Here is a 15,349-nt window from a genome sequence, read left to right as displayed (position 1 = left end):
GGGAGCCCGGCGACGCCGACCGCGCCCCGGCGTGCGCCGCAGACCGGCTGGTCGTTCCGCAACGCCGTCCCGCGGAGACGCCGGCGGCTCATGGAACGATCCCTTCAGCCACGGGCTCAGCGGGTGCCGCCGTAGGAACGGATCGTGGCCGGGCGGGACCTCGCGCTCGGTCACGTCCGTTTTCGCGCCTTGCGCGACAAGTCGCGGTGAGTGGCTCAGCGGTGCTCAGGCCGGTCACACCATGGTCGACTCCTTCGTGTCCGCCCGAGCCGCTGCCGCCGATCCGGCGGCGGACGCCGGCTCGGGACCACCTTCGCTCAGGCCGTACCGCGCGTGGAACGCGCGGAGAAAGCCGGGCGCGTACCAGGCCGAGTTCCCCAGCAGACGCATCGCGGCGGGGACGAGCACGCCGCGGACGGCGAGGGCATCGATGAGGACGGCCAGTCCGCTGCCGAGGCCGAACATCTGCATGAAGCTGAGTTTGGCGGTGCCGAAGGCGAAGAAGCTCACCGCGAGCAGGAAGGCGGCCGCGCTGACGATGCGCCCGGTGTGGCCGAGGCCGTCGACCACGGCGGTCTCGTTGTCCGCTCCCCGGTCGTGGAGTTCCTTGATCCGGCTGGTGACGAAGACCTCGTAGTCCATCGAGAGGCCGAAGCCGATGCAGAACATCAGCACGGTCATCGCCAGCTCCATCGGCTGGGCGGTGAAGCCGAGCAGTGAGGAGAGGTTGCCGTCCTGGAAGATCCAGGTCATCACACCGAGGGTGGCACCCAGGCTGATCAGGTTGAGGACCAGCGCGCGCAGCGGCTGCACGACGCTGCCGGTGAACAGGAAGAGCAGCAGGAAGGTGCTGAGGACGACCAGGGTCACGGCCAGCGGGAGTTCGCCGGCGATGGATTCCTTGGCGTCGACCAGCACGGCGTCGTTCCCGCCGACCAAGGGTTCCGTCCCCGGGGGCGGAGTCACCGACCGCACCTGCTCGACCAGGCTCTCGGCCGCCTCGGACTTCGGCGTCAGACCGCTCACCACACTGATCCGCTGTGCGTCGGGCCGGCCGAGGGCGGAGTCGGCCGGGCCGGTCGCGACGGGCCGCCCCGCGCTGTAGGTGCCCGCGCTGGTCTCGACACGCTCGACTCCCTCGAGCGCGGCCAGTCGCCCCGCATACGAGGCCAGCGGGGCTTCGGCCACGGAGCTGTCGATGGCGATGAGGACGGCCGAGTCCTCGCCGCCGCCGAACTCCTCCCGCAGGATCTGCGAGACCTGGCGGCTCTCGGCGTCCTCGGGCAGCACGCGTTCGTCCGGCGTTCCGAAGGTGACGTTCAGCAGAGGACTCGCCGCCAGCAGCAGCACGGCGAGGACGGGCACCGCCGTGAGCACGGGCCGCCGCATGACGGTGCGCGCCAGCCGCCCCCACACCGGCGCCTGAGCCTCGGAGCGCCGCGACTTCGCCCACGGCATCCGCCCGCCGTCGACCCGGTGCCCCAGGACCTTCAGCAGGGCCGGCATCACGAACAGGGTGCTCAGGGCGGCGACGGCGACGACGCCGACCCCGGCGAAGCCGAACGAGCGCAGGAAGTACTGCGGGAACACCATGAGGGCTGCCAGTGCCGCCGCGACGGTCGCCGCGGAGAAGGCGACGGTGCGACCCGCGGTGTGCACCGTCCGTCGGACGGCGTCGTCCACGCTCACCCCGGCCGCGATCTGCTCCCGGAAGCGGCTGACCATCAACAGGGCGTAGTCGATGCCCAGTCCGAGACCCAGGGCGGTGGTGAGGTTGGTCGCGGTGTCGGCCACGTCGGTGACGCTGCCGAGCAGGAAGAGCTGGGCGAACGAGCCGACGACGGCGATGACGGCGATGACGAGCGGCAACAGCGCCGCGACGACGCCGCCGAAGACGACCAGGAGCAGCACAAGGGTCAGCGGTATCGCGATCGCCTCGGCGAGGACCAGATCCTCGACCACCTGGTTCGACAGGCCGGCTCCCACAGCGGCCCCTCCTCCGGCCCGGACGGTGAGAGTGTCCTTGTAGGAGCCGCCGTAGGCGTCCAGGATCGCGACGGTGCTTTCCCGCTGCTCGGTGGTGTCGCCTTTCACGTGGGCGAGGACCAGGGCCTCACGGCCGTCCTCGGAACGCAGGTCCGCACTGTTCGTCTCCCAGAAGGAGACGAGGTTGCCGAGCCGCTCGTCCTTCCGGAGAGCGGCCACCAGTTCCCGGCCGCTCTCCTCGGCGGCGGGGGTGTCGATGCGGCCGCCGGGGGAGCGGACCAGCAGGACGAGGTTGGTCTCGCCGCCGAACTTGTCGGCGATGACGTTCGCCGCCCGCGTGGAGGGGGAGGCGGGGTCGTCGAAGCCGCCTCCCTTCAGCTTGTCGAAGGCGCCGGCGCCCACCACCCCCATCAGTGCCACGGCCAGGGCGGCCACGGCCAGCACCAGTCGGGACCGGCGGATCGCCAGGCCGGCCATACGTTCGAACACGAGGGGATCTCCTTCGGGGTTCTTCGGAAAAGACGAGAGGCGACGACCGGGCGAGAAGCCGGCGGAACGCGTCGCAGAGCCCACCTCGCCCCGGTGGAGGGTGCGCGATGCCGCGTCCGCCGCCGCCGGGAACGACGCTAATGAGGCGGCGCGTTCTTGAGCAGAAGGAGATTTACCTGACACTGTCAGGTTTTCCGAGCAGCGGAGTTCCCTGACGACCCGTCCCGTCAACCGCCTTAGGATCGCCGCATGTTCGCCGAAGAGCCCGCGACGGTCCTGCCGTCCCTGCGCCAGCGACGCCGAGCCGTCGCCATGCGAGAGATCGTGGACGCTGCCGAGCGCCAGATCGCCGAGCAGGGCCCGCACGCCCTGTCCCTGCGAGCAGTCGCCCGCGACCTCGGCATGACCGTGCAAGGGCTCTACCACTACTTCCCGAACAGGGACGCCCTCGTCACGGCACTGGTGGCCAAGGCGTACGACGACCTGGCCGACGCCGTGACGGCAGCCGTCGACGCAGCGGCCCACGAACCGGCCGCACGGCGGTTCCTGGCCGCCGCCGAGGGCTACCGCCGCTGGGCCGTCACCCACGTCGAACGATTCCAGCTGCTCTACGGCGCACCGCTGCGCCACTACGAGGCACCTGCCGAGGGCCCGACCACCCAGGCGATGCGCCGGCTGAGCGCGGTCTTCCAGCGGGAGATGTTCGACGGGTTCACCACCGCACAACTCGCCGCGGCCGACACCCGGACGCTCTCACCGGCTCTGCAGGCGCACCTGGAACCCCTGTTCCCGCACGGTCCGGAAACCCTGCCGCCTTCCGCGACCGCTCTCCTCCTCGGCGCCTGGGGGCACATGCACGGCATGGTCGTCCTGGAGGCCTTCGGACACACCTCCTTCATCGGCGAACACCAAGCGGAGATCTTCCGCATGGCCATGCGCGACCTGCTGCAGGACATCCATCGGCGCATCCCCCCGCAGCCCCCGGGGACCCCGGCCGCCCCTTGAGGGACCGCGCCGGACGCACGGCGGCCGTACGAGCGGCTGACCCGGCTCCGCACCGAACCGGGCTCCGACGGGACGAACGCTCTCGGTGCCGCCACCCTCTCGACCCAGGCACGCGCAGGCGCAGACGACGCAGGCACGCGCAGGCGCAGACGACGGCCGGTCAGGCACTGCCGCCCCTATGGACACGCTGTGACCTGCCGCCCCTCGCACCGGCCGGGACAGGCGCCGTCGGCGTTCCGCCGAAGCCGTGAGCGCCGCCATGAGACAGCCGTCGGCGAACGGACTGACTCACGTACGAAACGCGTGCTGAGCCGATGCCGCAGTTCTGCCGGCCCGCAGCAGCCGGGGGTTCTCAGGTCCTGGGCGTGACGATGATCCCCGGCCGGACTTGATCAAGGCATTCGAACGAGAACGGCGGGAACCCGCACTCCATGACGAACTCCGATGACGAAGCGCAGACGCCCCACACACCGGGATCCCAGCCGAGTGTCCGCCCGGGTTCCGACGAACCCCAGACGATCACGGCTCCGACACCGCCCGTCGCGTGGAACAGTGGCGCTCCGGACCAAGCCGACCTGGCCGAGGAAGAGGAGGAAGAGGAGCATCGGGCGAGCCGTCAGGCGGGTGCCGGTGGGGGAGCGGCAGGCCTGCCGACGGAGCCCGGCGCCTGAGCTGCCGTCCGTCGCCGAGCGGGCCGAGGAAGTGAACCCACGACCCGGTGGATCCCGTGCCCACCACCGGCGGCGCGCCAGTGTCCTGCGCCGGAAGCTCCCAGGTGGTTCCGGATGAGCCGTGGCCGGTCGACACGCCCGGTCGGCGGCGGGACTCCGACCGCCTGGACGGGACGGATCCACCGACGTGTTCCCGGCGCAGGACACCAGGGACGAGCGAAGAGTTCCGTCCCGGGCCGCCGCTGGAGCGGACGGCCGTGGAAAGACGCGCGAGGGCGTCCTGGTCCTCACCACCGAACCGCTCGCGGAGCACCTCGGGGCGGCCGACCGCGTCAGGACGATGCTCCCCGCTGCCACCGACGGGTCCTCGACCGGCTGGGTGGCCTGCGACGAGACGGCGTCTCCCGCAATGCGACCGACAGCATCGCGCGGTGCGCACGACACCGGGTGAGCCCGCAGCACGTTGGGGATCCGTGGTCGACCAGCACCGTCTTCAGGGCGGGACACCACATCCGAGTCCGGGCCGCCTCCAGCGGCTTCCGCGCGGGGACTGCCGCCCCAGGGCCGGAGAACCCGAGCGGAGGGCGACCACCGCACGAGCGGTCCGACAGCAGGTCTTCCGCATCCTGTCCGGCCGTCCCGGACCGTCTGCCCACGCTCCCTCCGGCCTGAGCGCGAGCGACCGGTCGCCGGTGCCGTCCATGGTCGCCGGCACAGCCGGCAGTCCTCACTCGGGGGTGTCGACAACCCCGAGTGACCCTCTGGAAGAAATCGTGGCCGTAAGGATCAACCGGCGGAATCCGAACGAGTACGCGGATTCCCTGCCGGAGATATGCGTTCGCGGTGCCGGTGGTCATGGTCATGGTGCGCCTGTGTCTGATGATCACCTTGACGACGGCCCGGGCACTGAGCCGACAGGGCCGGTGCGTATGCGGTGGGCGGGGGCAGTGGGTTACTCGCGGATCCGGGCGTTCACCGGGGCACGTGCAGTGCCGTTGTCCGCGCCCAGGTCGGCGAGCAGGCGTAGTGCGTCCTCGGCGGGGCTGGCCGGGGCCGCGAACAGCACCAGCAGCTCGATGCCTGGTTCGTTCGGCAGCGCGAAGTTCTCATGGTGCAGTTCCAGCGGTCCGACCAAAGGGTGCCGGTACGCCTTGCGTCCATGGGTGCGGGCGCGCACGTCCGCCCGGGCCCAGAGACGACGGAAGCGTTCACTGCCCATCGCCAGCTCGCCGACGAGTGAGGCCAGGCGGGGATCCTCGGGGTATTTACCAGCGGCCAGGCGCAAGTGCCCGACCGCGTCGAGGGTGCAGTTCTCCCAGCCCGCGTACAGGCCGCGCTCGGCTTCCTCGAGGAAGATGTGCCGGGCGGTGTTCAGGCCCGGCATCGGGCGGCCGTAGAGGAGTTCGGCGAGACGGTTCCCGGCGAGTACGTCCATGCGATGGTTCATGATCAGTGCGGGTGCGTCGCCCACCAGGTCCAGGACGCGCAGCAGCTCCGGCCGGACCCGCCCGCTCGGTGCCTTCCCACGGTGGCGGCGCTGTCGGGCAAGCCGGTAGAGGTGTCCGCGTTCGGTTTCGTCGAGGTCGAGGACGCGGGCGAGGGCGTCGAGGACCTGCTCGGAGGGCTGGGTCGCGCGGCCCTGCTCCAGGCGTACGTAGTAGTCGACGCTGACTCCGGACAGGTGCGCCACCTCTTCGCGGCGCAGCCCCTCGACCCGGCGGCGGCTGTCGGTGGGGATGCCGACGGCCGCCGGGTCGACCCGGGAACGCCGGGTCCGCAGGAAGCCCGCGAGATCGTCCATGCGCCCAGTATGGCTTCGGCGGGGGCCCGTGAGAGTGGTCCTGCCATTACCAGGAAGTCCCCTCCGTCGGACGGGGAGCCCCTGGATGCCGGACGGCGGGACGTCCAGGATCGGAGGCATCCGATCCGAAGGAGTTCCCATGAGGACGCTGATCGTCTACGCCCATCCGGAGCCGAAGTCGCTCAACGGCTCGCTGAAGGATCTCGCGGTGTCCACACTGCAGGGCGCCGGGCACGAGGTGCGGGTGAGCGATCTGTACGCGATGAACTGGAAGGCCGTCGTGGACGCCACGGACTACGGCCCCGACGCTTCGATCCCGCTGAAGGTCGCCCGGGACTCGGGCCGGGCCTTCGACGCCGGGACGCTCACGCCCGACGTCCGCGCCGAGCAGGAGAAGCTGCTGTGGGCCGACACGATCATCTTCCAGTTCCCGCTGTGGTGGTACACGATGCCCGCGATCCTCAAGGGATGGGTGGACCGGGTGTTCACCTTCCACTTCGCGTACGGCGTCGGCGAGCACAGCGACACGAAGTACGGCGAGCGCTTCGGCGAGGGCACTCTCGCGGGCCGGAAGGCCGTGCTGTCGGTCACCGTCGGCGGCCTGGAGCCGCACTACGCCGCTCGCGGGATCGGCGGGCCCATCGACGATCTGCTGTTCCCCATCCAGCACGGCATCCTCTACTACCCGGGTATCGAGGTGCTGCCGCCGTTCGTCCTGTACGGCGCCGACCGGACGACCACCGAGGACTACCCGGACGTCGCCAAGGCCTGGGAGCAGCGCCTGCTGACCCTGGAGTCGACCGAGCCGATCGCGTTCCGGCGGCAGAACTCCGGCGACTACGAGATCCCCTCGCTGCACCTGAAGGAGGGACTGGAACCCGCGGGCCGCACGGGCTTCGGGCTGCACGTGCGCGGCTGACCGCCGGCGAGGGAACAGGACGGGCCGACGAGTGGGTGCGTGACAACGGGTGAGGCGTCGTGCCAGGCCGGTGGCATGATCCGGGTGCGGCGATCACGGCTGATCGGACGGTCCTGACGCGTCGGCTGTTCACCGGCGTCCCTCGACAGCATCTCGCCTGCCCGGTCATCGAAATCAGCTTCGTCATCGACACGGAACTGCCCGCTGGAGATCTCCTCCTCACACGTCCCACACACAACCCTCCGGGGCGGACCGCCGCGCGGCTGCGGTCCTCGGGGCTCCGCAGGCCCGCCGCGACGCGTCACGGATGTGCCGGACCTCGGCGACCGGCTCGTCCTCCTGGCGGGCCTGCTCCTCGGCTGCCGGACGGGTGGCGAGGCGGGCCGTACGTACCGGCCGCTCTGCGGCCGTCGTTCCCGAACGGTCCTCGGCCGACGGTCCCTCACTCGCACCTGAGACAATGGCGATCGGTCACAGCGGGGGAGACGCGATCGGGTCGAAGCCGTTCTTGCCGAGGCCGGCGAGACGGTGCTCGGCGACGGTGTGACTGAGGGCGGCGATGCCGTCGCAAGACGGACCGAGGATACGGAGCGCTGCTGTTCATGCGGTTTCGAAGGAGCGCCGTCGTCGCGGTGGTGTGCGCCTTGGCCGCCGGTGTCCCGGGGGACCGCGCCGGCACCTCCGCGCCCGCGGGGGGACCGGTGGAGGACCTCCTGGACGGCAGGGACTGGGCTCACTTCGCCGGCGCGAAGCCCACACACGCGGGGATACGGATCACCTCCCTCGACCGGCGCATCACACGCCAGGACGGTACCGGCGGACAGCCGAACCCACCGGTGAACCTGCGCGGTCCCCACATGGTGTTCCGAGGGGATGTCCGGATCGAGGCCGGCCTGCGGCGCACGGACGACACGGATGCCTACCTGCATCTGTACGGTGAGACGCCGGTCGTCTACGACGAATGGCGCTACGAACGGCGCGGCGTGCGCATCGGCGTGGTCGGCGGGAGGCTCCGGGTCGACCGCTGGGACGGGGACTCCGACGGACCCGCGCTGACCCGGACCTTCGGCAGCGGCCTGGGGCCCGACGTCCGCCTCGCCGTCGAAGTCCGCGCGAACAGGCTGGTGCTGGAGGCCGACGGCAGGGTCGTGGGAACCGTTCCCGCGCGGGACGTCTTCGGCCACGGCCGCATCTGGTTCGGCGCGGACGCGGGAGCCCGCGGGAAGGGCTGGACCCTCAGCGATCTCCACGCACGGTCACTGGGCCGGGGCCGGATGTCCGTCGTGGACGCGCCCGGCCTGCGAGTGCCCCGGTCCAGCGATGCGATGCGTGATCTGGCGGCGGCTCTCCCACGCCCGATCCGTATGGGAACAGCCCTGGCCGCGGGCCCCTTGCTGACGGACAGCGCCTACCGCCGGACGGCGGGTGAGGAGTTCTCCATGCTGACGCCGGAGAACGACTTCAAGCCGCAGTTCGTCCAGCCTCGACGCGGCGTGTTCGCGTTCGCGGAAGGCGATGCCCTGGTGGACTTCGCCGAGGCCAACAGGATGAAGGTGCACGCCCACACCCTCGTCTGGTTCGAGGCCCTGCCCGCATGGATGCGCGCCGAGATGACGCACGAGCAGCGCAGGCGCGTCATGGTGGAGCACATACGCGCGGTGGCCGGCCACTTCCGGGGGAAGGTGGCGGAATGGGACGTGGTGAACGAGCCCATGTCCGACGAGGACGAGGACTACTCCAACGGCAACCGGGGCGTACGGCCGCAATTGTGGTTCGAAGCGATGGGTGAGCAGTACATCGACATCGCCTTCCATGCCGCCCGCGAGGCCGACCCGCACGCGGTGCTGTACCTCAACGAGTACGGGGTGGAGGAGGACGGTCCCCGCTGGGACGCCCTCCACGCACTGCTGATCCGGCTGAAGGAGCGGGGCGTTCCCATCGACGGCGTCGGTTTCCAGGACCACGAATACGCCGTCGGCGACCGTACCGACCCCGAGGTCTTCCGACGCAAGGTCCGGGCCTTGGCCGAACTCGGCCTGAAGGCCCGGGTCTCGGAGGCGGACGTCCTCGTCGACGAGGACGAAGAGGACATCCAGGCCCGCCAGCTGGCGGGGAAACTCGCCGTCTGCAGCGAGGAACCCAACTGCACCTCGTTCTCGACCTGGGGTTTCACCGACAAGTACGGCTCCACGGCTGACCTGCGGCACTATCCCCCCAGTCCGGGAAACGCCCTTCCCTGGGACGCGGCGTACGAGGCGAAACCCGCCTACTGGGCCCTGCGTGACGTCCTGGACGACGCTCGCCGCTCAGACACCGGATAGGCACGGCGACCACCGCCAACCGGCCCCGAAAGCGGACCAGCCGCGTCAGCAAGGACGGCTCCGGCAACGTCCTCGCCGTCGCTGGGCAGGAACGACGCCTGGAAGTTCTCCATGCGGACCCGATACCAGCGCTCGTCCCACCCCCGCCCGATCGATTCAGACGATGTACTGGGGCTCATCGCGTGAATGTCCCTGCTCGGGTCATCGGTCTCAACCGGGATCCTCTGTCCCGTTGCCGCTGCCTGCGGCCAGACCTGGGGACGTTCGTCCGTACGCATCTGGGGAGGAAAGTCCGTACGCCGGCACGGTGGGCCCGAGCGATCACCATGCCCGCCCGGGCCCACCGCATCAACGTCCATGGGGCACTTGCCTGTCGCGCGGACGCCGCCGCGCCTGCGGAGGACCTACTTGGTTTTGACTCCTCCGACCGCGGCGGGATCGGACGCGAGGGCCTCGCACGCGGTTCGCCAGGCATGGTCACCGGGGTGCAGTCGGCTGCGGAGGTAGGCCGAGGTGAGCTGTCCGACGGCGGCGACCCGCTCGGGGCTCTCGTCGGTGGTCTCATCGGCGTCGTATCCGGGGATCCCTCCCAGTGCGTGCCCCGCGCCGAACAGCGTGAGCAGGGACTTGGGGCCGGGGCTGAGGGTGTAGGAGTCGGCGTGCCAGTCCGGTCCCATGTCCGTGAAGTGCTGGGAGTCGTCCTCGTCGCCGGTGACGATCAGAGCGGGGGTGGTCATCGTGGAGAAGTCGATGGTCTTGAAGACCGGCAGCGCGTCACCCATGGGTCCGTTGATGGCGTCGCCCCTGCCAGGTGCGGCCAGCAACACGCCCGTTTTGATGCGGGGTTCGAGGAAGCCGGCTTCCTCCCCGGTGTCGGGGTCGGTGACCTTGGCTCCGAGCAGGGTGCTGGAGGTGAAGCCGCCGAAGGAGTGTCCGGCGACGGCGACCTTGGTGTGGTCGATCCGCCCGGCGAGCAGCGGCACCGACTTCTCGATCTCGTCGAGCCGGTCGAGGATGTGGACCATGTCCTGGGCGCGCGAGCGCCAGAAGTAGGGGGCTCCGGGGGCGTCGGTGACCAGGTGGCTCAGGGTCCTGGAGCCGAGATGGGTGGGCTGGATGACGACGAATCCGTGGGCGGCCCAGAAGCTGACCAGCGGTCCGTAGCCGTTGAGGGAGGAGAGGTTGTTCGAGGGGCCCTGGCCGTGGGAGAACAGGATGACGGGAAGGCCGGCTCCCCTCTCGGGCGCGGAGACCCGGACCTGGAGGTCCACGGGCCGCCCGGGTACGGGCAGTACCACCGGGCTGTAGGACAGGACGGGGGCCGGTGTGCCCAGGGTGTCGGCAAGGGATGTGGTCATGGTGCGTGGTTGCCCTTCTGTGGTGTGTGCCGTCCGGCGGATCGGTTCGACCCGCGGGCGGTGAGGCGGCCGTGAGTTGCCCGCTGGGCGGGGCGTCGGACCGCGGCGAGCGAATCCGCGTGGCTGTGTGATCAGCAGGAGGTGCTCGCGGTGGAACTCATCGAGGAGATCGGTGATCTTGTCGGTGGTCGCCGTCCGCGGGGCCAGGGGTATCTGCCGGGGGCCGATGGTGGTGAGCCTGACGCTCACGGTCTGCGTGGCCGAGGGGCGGCGGACGTGCGGTGATGCGGGGGTTGACCGGGTGGGAGGTCGAGGCCGGTATGTATCAGCCGGACTTCGCCGACGACGGGCCGGGGTGCTGAGCGCGCCTGGCGTCCTCGGTCATGATCAGGGCCCCGGGTCCGGCCCGGTGGCAGGCGTCAGGTGTGACTCAGGCGGGAGAGGCAGCGGAGGTGAGGACGACGACCTTGCCGCAGACCGCGCCTTCGGCGGCCTCGGCATGCAGGGCCGCAAGGCCGGTCAGCGGCACCCGCCGGGCGATGTCGACGCGTAGCGCCCCGGAGTCGACCAGCGTCACCAGTCGCGCCAGTTGTGCGGCATCACTCTTGACGAAGAGGTCGACACCGCGCACGCCGCGTTCCTCGTCGGACGGTGCGGGCATCCATACCGTCGTGTTCACCACGACACCGCCGTCGCACACCACGGAGGTCAGCGCGGCCAGTTCCACCGGGTCGACGGGGGCGAGGTTGAGCACGACATCGACGAGTGCCGACAGCTCGGGGACCCCGTGGCCGAACACCTCATCGGCGCCGGCGGCCCTGGCCCGTTCGCTGCTGCGCGGCCCCGCCGTGGCGATCACGTGGGCGCCGGCGTGCTTGGCCAGTTGTACGGCGTAGCCGCCGACCGCGCCGCCCGCACCGTGGATCAGCACGCGCTGGCCGGCGGTCAGCCCGGCATGGTCGAAGAGGGCCTGCCAGGCGGTGAGGCCCACCAGCGGCAGCCCGGCCGCATCAGCCAGCGCGATGCTCGCGGGCGCCGACGTCAGCAGCCGGGCCGGAGCGAGGACGTATTCCGCCGCCGCGCCGGCGCCGGTCATCGGCAGGAAGCCGACGACCGGGTCGCCTGCCCTGACGTTGTGCACGCTCTCACCCAGCGCGTCGACCGTGCCCGCGACGTCGATGCCGGGAGTGTGCGGCAAGGCCACCGGAACGGGGCCCTGCATGAAACCGGCACGGATGGTGCCGTCGACCGGGTTGAACGAGGTCGCGGCGACCCGGATCCGAACCTCCCCCGCGGCCGGCACCGGCCGTTCCACGTCCTCGTAACGCAGCACATCCGCGCCGCCGTACTCGTGGAAACGAACTGCCTTCATGGCAGACCTCGACTTTCATGGCAGTTTTCTCATGACGCTCATGACGGGAACATGCTTCGAGGGGACATGTGCCTCGCCTTGAAGCATGAGGAGATCGGGGGGCATGCCGCTGCTGCGGGGCGGCGCCGCCGAGTGTGCGGAGCCGACGGTCGCCTACCGCCGGCTGTCGCCGGTGCTAGTTGGCGACAGCGGTCAGGAGCGCAAGCTTGTCGTGGCTGGGCGAGCCTGGTTCGGCGGTGAAGACCAGGAGCGTGTGATATTGCTCGGGATCCAGCAGCAGTTCGGCGTAGAGCTCCAGTTCCCCAAGCTCAGGGTGCAGGTAGCGCTTGAGGTCGTGGTGGTGGGTCACGCCCACCTCGTGCAGCCGCCAGATGTTCGCGAACTCGGGGCTGACCTTCAAGAGCGCGTCGACGATCTCAGCGGCCTTCCCGGTGGGGTCGGCCGTGTACGCCTCCCGGATCTCCGCGGCGAAGACCCTGCCCCGCAGCGGATGGTCCTCGATGGGATACAGACCACGCACCCGCGGCTCACCGGTGAACCAGCGGTAGACGAGGTAGCGGGACAGACCCGAGTACCGGGTGAAATCACCGAGCAGGGCGATGGCCGGACGCGTCTGCAACAACGCCTCGCCGAACCGTGACAGCACGATGGCGGGCACGTCCGAGAGCCCGGCGACGATCCGCGTCATCGTGGGACCGGCGTGATCGTCGCGCAAGACCCGCCGTGGCGTCGCCAGACCGCCGATGGCGAACAGGTGGTCACGCTCGCTCCCATTCAAGCGCAACGCCCCGGCGAGCGCGACGAGCATCCGCTCCGACGGCACCGGACCACGCTGCTGCTCGATCCTGCCGTAATAGTCGGCCGACATGCCGGCCAGCGCGGCCACCTCCTCGCGCCGCAACCCACCAGTGCGGCGTCGCTCCCCACGGGGCAGCCCGACCTCCTCCGGCTGCAGCGTCTCACGACGCGCACGGAGAAAATCTGCAAGCAACGCCCGGTCCATCGCCCGGCCTCCTTTGTTCGACAGGGCAATCATGACGTGCGCCGGAAAACGCGTGAAGGGTGACTTCATCCGGGGACAAGTCGTCCCTGGCTGACGCGGCGGGGTCTGTCGAACGAGCGGTGCAACTACGGGGTCGGGGTTACTGACGGGCTGCTGGGAGTCGGCCGTCGAAGGTGATGCCGAAGGCGTTCAGGGCGGTCTTCCAGCGCATGGTCCAGCGGGCCTGGCCACGGCCGGTGGGGTCCAGCGACATGATGACCATGTAGACACATTTCAAGGCGGCGGTCTCGTTCGGGAAGTGCCCGCGGGCCTTGACCGCCCGCCGAATCCTGGCGTTCACCGACTCGATGGCGTTCATGGTGCAGACGATGCGGCGGATCCCGGTGTCGAACCGCAGGAACGGCGTGAACTCCTCCCACGCGTTCTCCCAGAGCCTGACGATCGCCGGATACTTCTTGCCCCACGCGTCGGCGAACTCCGCGAACCGCTCGAATGCGGCTTCCTCGGTCGCGGCTGTGCAGACGGGCTTGAGGACACGAGCGATCTTGTCCCAGTCCTGGCGGGCGGCACAGCGGAAGGAGTTCCGCAGCAGATGGACCACACAGGTCTGGACGGTGGTGCGGGGCCAGACGGTCTCCACCGCGTCGGGCAGGCCCTCGAGACCCTCGCAGACGAGCATGAGGACGTCGTCGACGCCGCGATTCTTGATCTCGGTGAGGATGCGCATCCAGCCACGACGAGGCGGACACACCGCTCGGCGACATGCTGCGGCGCGTGCGCGGCGATCCCGAACCGTCCGGGCCGCGACAGCCTCCTCGACACCGCCCCGACCGCTCGGTGTGCCACGCTGGATCTGCCGTGCCGGCACAGGCCCCCGCCGACGGCGCACCACGTTGGACCGTTCGCCAAGAAGTCACATGCCCACCCCCGACGCAACGGCCCCCACGAGCCTCACGGAGGCCCATCGCGCCTTCCTGGACGCCATGGTCGAAGGTGACACCACCACTCTCGACGGCCTGCTCGCCAAGGACTTCACCCTCACCCACATGACCGGCTATGTGCAGCCGAAGGCCGAGTGGCCGGCGCAGATGCGTCAGGGACGGTTCGTCCACCACTCCATCGAGGAGAAGGACACCGCGCTCGACGTCGATGACGACGGCACGGCCCACCGGAGGGTCCGGACCCTGACCGATGCCACCGTGTACGGCACCCGCGCCGACTGGCGCCTGCGCCTGGCGACCGCCTACGCCCTTCATGACGACGGGTGGACCGCGCAACGGACCGTCGCCACCACCTGGTGAACCGGGCCGCCGGCCCCGTGGGTGCCTGACCTCCTTGTCCCCTGGACCGCACTGGTGCAGGGGCCCGGACTCACGGCCGGCTGACGGTGAGGAGCGCCTTGATCGCGCGGCGCTCGTCCATGGCGGCGTAGGCGTCGGCGACGTGGTCGAGGTCGGTGGAGTAGTCGAAGACGAGTCCGGGGTTGATCGTTTTGTCCAGGACGTGCTGCAGCAGCTCCGGGATGTAGTGGTGGGCGGGGGCGACGCCCCCCTTGATCCCGATGTTCTTCCAGAACAGCGTCTTGTACTCGAACTTCTCGTAGAGCGGGACGCCGACAGCGCCGATCATGCCGCCGGCGCGGACGATGCCGGCGGCGGTCTCGATGGACTGGTCGGTGCCGACGCATTCGAGCGCGGCGTCGACGCCGGCTCCGTCGGTGAGGCCGAGGACGGCCCCGACGGCTTCGTCTCCGCGCTCGGCGACGATGTCGGTGGCGCCGAACTCCTTCGCCAGGGCCTGCCGGTCGGCGTGACGGCTGAGCGCGATGATCCGGCCCGCGCCCAGGAGCCTGGCGGCCAGCACGGCCGACAGGCCCACGGCGCCGTCACCGACGACGGCGACGGTGTCGCCCTGCTTCACGCCCGCGCTGACGGCGGCGTGGTAGCCGGTGCACATGACGTCGGAGAGCGCGGTGAAGGAGGCGAGCTGGGCGTCGGTGAACCCGTCGGCCGGCGCGGGGACCTTCACCAGGGTCGCGTCGGCGTAGGGCGCGCGGACCTTCTCGCCCTGGCCGCCGTCACTGTCGCCGTCGCCGAAGGCGCCTCCGCGCTCGCAGTTGGACTCGAACCCGGCCCGGCAGGCGGGGCAGGTGCCGTCGTTGTAGGTGAAGGGGGCGATGACGAAGTCGCCGACCGCGAGGTCCGTCACGCCCTCGCCGACCGCCTCGACGACGCCGACGTACTCGTGGCCGATGCTGCCGACCTTGTGGGGGTTGATGCCGCGGTAGTACCAGAGGTCGGAACCGCACACGCAGCCGCGCACGACACGGACGACGGCGTCGGTCGCCTTCCGGATGGTGGGGTTTGGGCGCCGGCCGAGCTCGATGTGCTTCTCGCCTCGGAAGATGGCTGCCTTCATGACTGT

The 15,349-nt window shown here is 70.4% G+C and carries 10 protein-coding genes and 1 pseudogene; 4 read left to right on the top strand and 7 right to left on the bottom strand.

Annotated elements, in window-relative coordinates:
- Positions 1–234: 234 nt before the first annotated feature.
- Positions 235–2,475, bottom strand: a complete 2,241-nt coding sequence (locus ACZ5FU_RS34340; RefSeq protein ID WP_469047868.1) for an MMPL family transporter — start codon at positions 2,473–2,475, stop codon at positions 235–237.
- A 249-nt stretch (positions 2,476–2,724) separates the two neighbouring features.
- On the opposite strand from ACZ5FU_RS34340, the gene ACZ5FU_RS34335 reads away from it, so the two are divergent.
- Positions 2,725–3,480 (top strand): TetR/AcrR family transcriptional regulator, encoded by a 756-nt coding sequence (locus ACZ5FU_RS34335; RefSeq protein WP_451528167.1) that lies wholly within the window; start codon positions 2,725–2,727, stop codon positions 3,478–3,480.
- 1,623 nt (positions 3,481–5,103) lie between these two features.
- On the opposite strand, the gene ACZ5FU_RS34330 is transcribed toward ACZ5FU_RS34335, so the two are convergent.
- A complete protein-coding gene (locus tag ACZ5FU_RS34330) occupies positions 5,104–5,952 on the bottom strand; it encodes a helix-turn-helix transcriptional regulator (protein WP_468646557.1) in 849 nt (282 codons plus the stop codon).
- 139 nt (positions 5,953–6,091) lie between these two features.
- Between ACZ5FU_RS34330 and ACZ5FU_RS34325 the strand changes: the two genes are divergently transcribed.
- A complete protein-coding gene (locus ACZ5FU_RS34325) occupies positions 6,092–6,871 on the top strand; it encodes an NAD(P)H-dependent oxidoreductase (protein WP_469047866.1) in 780 nt (259 codons plus the stop codon).
- A gap of 602 nt (positions 6,872–7,473) precedes the next feature.
- The gene (locus ACZ5FU_RS34320) at positions 7,474–9,192 is read left to right on the top strand and encodes an endo-1,4-beta-xylanase (RefSeq protein WP_451528170.1); all 1,719 of its coding nucleotides are present in this window, start codon (positions 7,474–7,476) and stop codon (positions 9,190–9,192) included.
- Positions 9,193–9,596: 404 nt separating this feature from the next.
- On the opposite strand, the gene ACZ5FU_RS34315 is transcribed toward ACZ5FU_RS34320, so the two are convergent.
- From ACZ5FU_RS34315 to ACZ5FU_RS34300, 4 genes and pseudogenes are all read right to left on the bottom strand, one after another.
- The gene (locus ACZ5FU_RS34315; RefSeq protein WP_451528171.1) at positions 9,597–10,550 is read right to left on the bottom strand and encodes an alpha/beta hydrolase family protein; all 954 of its coding nucleotides are present in this window, start codon (positions 10,548–10,550) and stop codon (positions 9,597–9,599) included.
- Positions 10,551–10,980: 430 nt separating this feature from the next.
- On the bottom strand, positions 10,981–11,922 hold the full coding sequence (locus ACZ5FU_RS34310; protein ID WP_451528172.1) for an NADP-dependent oxidoreductase: 942 nt from the start codon (positions 11,920–11,922) through the stop codon (positions 10,981–10,983).
- 175 nt (positions 11,923–12,097) lie between these two features.
- Positions 12,098–12,925 (bottom strand): helix-turn-helix transcriptional regulator, encoded by an 828-nt coding sequence (locus ACZ5FU_RS34305; RefSeq protein ID WP_451528187.1) that lies wholly within the window; start codon positions 12,923–12,925, stop codon positions 12,098–12,100.
- A 139-nt stretch (positions 12,926–13,064) separates the two neighbouring features.
- Positions 13,065–13,655, bottom strand: a pseudogene (locus ACZ5FU_RS34300) (IS256 family transposase); the annotation flags it as partial.
- Between the two features lie 187 nt (positions 13,656–13,842).
- On the opposite strand from ACZ5FU_RS34300, the gene ACZ5FU_RS34295 reads away from it, so the two are divergent.
- Positions 13,843–14,226: a nuclear transport factor 2 family protein gene (locus ACZ5FU_RS34295; protein ID WP_469047864.1), complete on the top strand. Its 384-nt coding sequence runs from the start codon at positions 13,843–13,845 to the stop codon at positions 14,224–14,226.
- Positions 14,227–14,296: 70 nt separating this feature from the next.
- Here ACZ5FU_RS34295 and ACZ5FU_RS34290 read toward each other — a convergent pair whose 3' ends face one another.
- The gene (locus ACZ5FU_RS34290; RefSeq protein WP_469047862.1) at positions 14,297–15,343 is read right to left on the bottom strand and encodes a zinc-binding dehydrogenase; all 1,047 of its coding nucleotides are present in this window, start codon (positions 15,341–15,343) and stop codon (positions 14,297–14,299) included.
- Between the last annotated feature and the right edge of the window lie 6 nt (positions 15,344–15,349).

It is taken from the genome of Streptomyces sp. NPDC031554, from assembly GCF_055580685.1.
This window is presented reverse-complemented; position numbering and strand designations above follow the sequence as displayed.

Coding starts and splice junctions, on each gene's coding strand:
- ACZ5FU_RS34335 (WP_451528167.1), top strand. CDS start 2,725: ATGTTCGCCGAAGAGCCCGCGACGGTCCTGCCGTCCCTGCGCCAGCGA.
- ACZ5FU_RS34330 (WP_468646557.1), bottom strand. CDS start 5,952: ATGGACGATCTCGCGGGCTTCCTGCGGACCCGGCGTTCCCGGGTCGAC.
- ACZ5FU_RS34325 (WP_469047866.1), top strand. CDS start 6,092: ATGAGGACGCTGATCGTCTACGCCCATCCGGAGCCGAAGTCGCTCAAC.
- ACZ5FU_RS34320 (WP_451528170.1), top strand. CDS start 7,474: ATGCGGTTTCGAAGGAGCGCCGTCGTCGCGGTGGTGTGCGCCTTGGCC.
- ACZ5FU_RS34315 (WP_451528171.1), bottom strand. CDS start 10,550: ATGACCACATCCCTTGCCGACACCCTGGGCACACCGGCCCCCGTCCTG.
- ACZ5FU_RS34310 (WP_451528172.1), bottom strand. CDS start 11,922: ATGAAGGCAGTTCGTTTCCACGAGTACGGCGGCGCGGATGTGCTGCGT.
- ACZ5FU_RS34305 (WP_451528187.1), bottom strand. CDS start 12,925: ATGGACCGGGCGTTGCTTGCAGATTTTCTCCGTGCGCGTCGTGAGACG.
- ACZ5FU_RS34295 (WP_469047864.1), top strand. CDS start 13,843: ATGCCCACCCCCGACGCAACGGCCCCCACGAGCCTCACGGAGGCCCAT.
- ACZ5FU_RS34290 (WP_469047862.1), bottom strand. CDS start 15,343: ATGAAGGCAGCCATCTTCCGAGGCGAGAAGCACATCGAGCTCGGCCGG.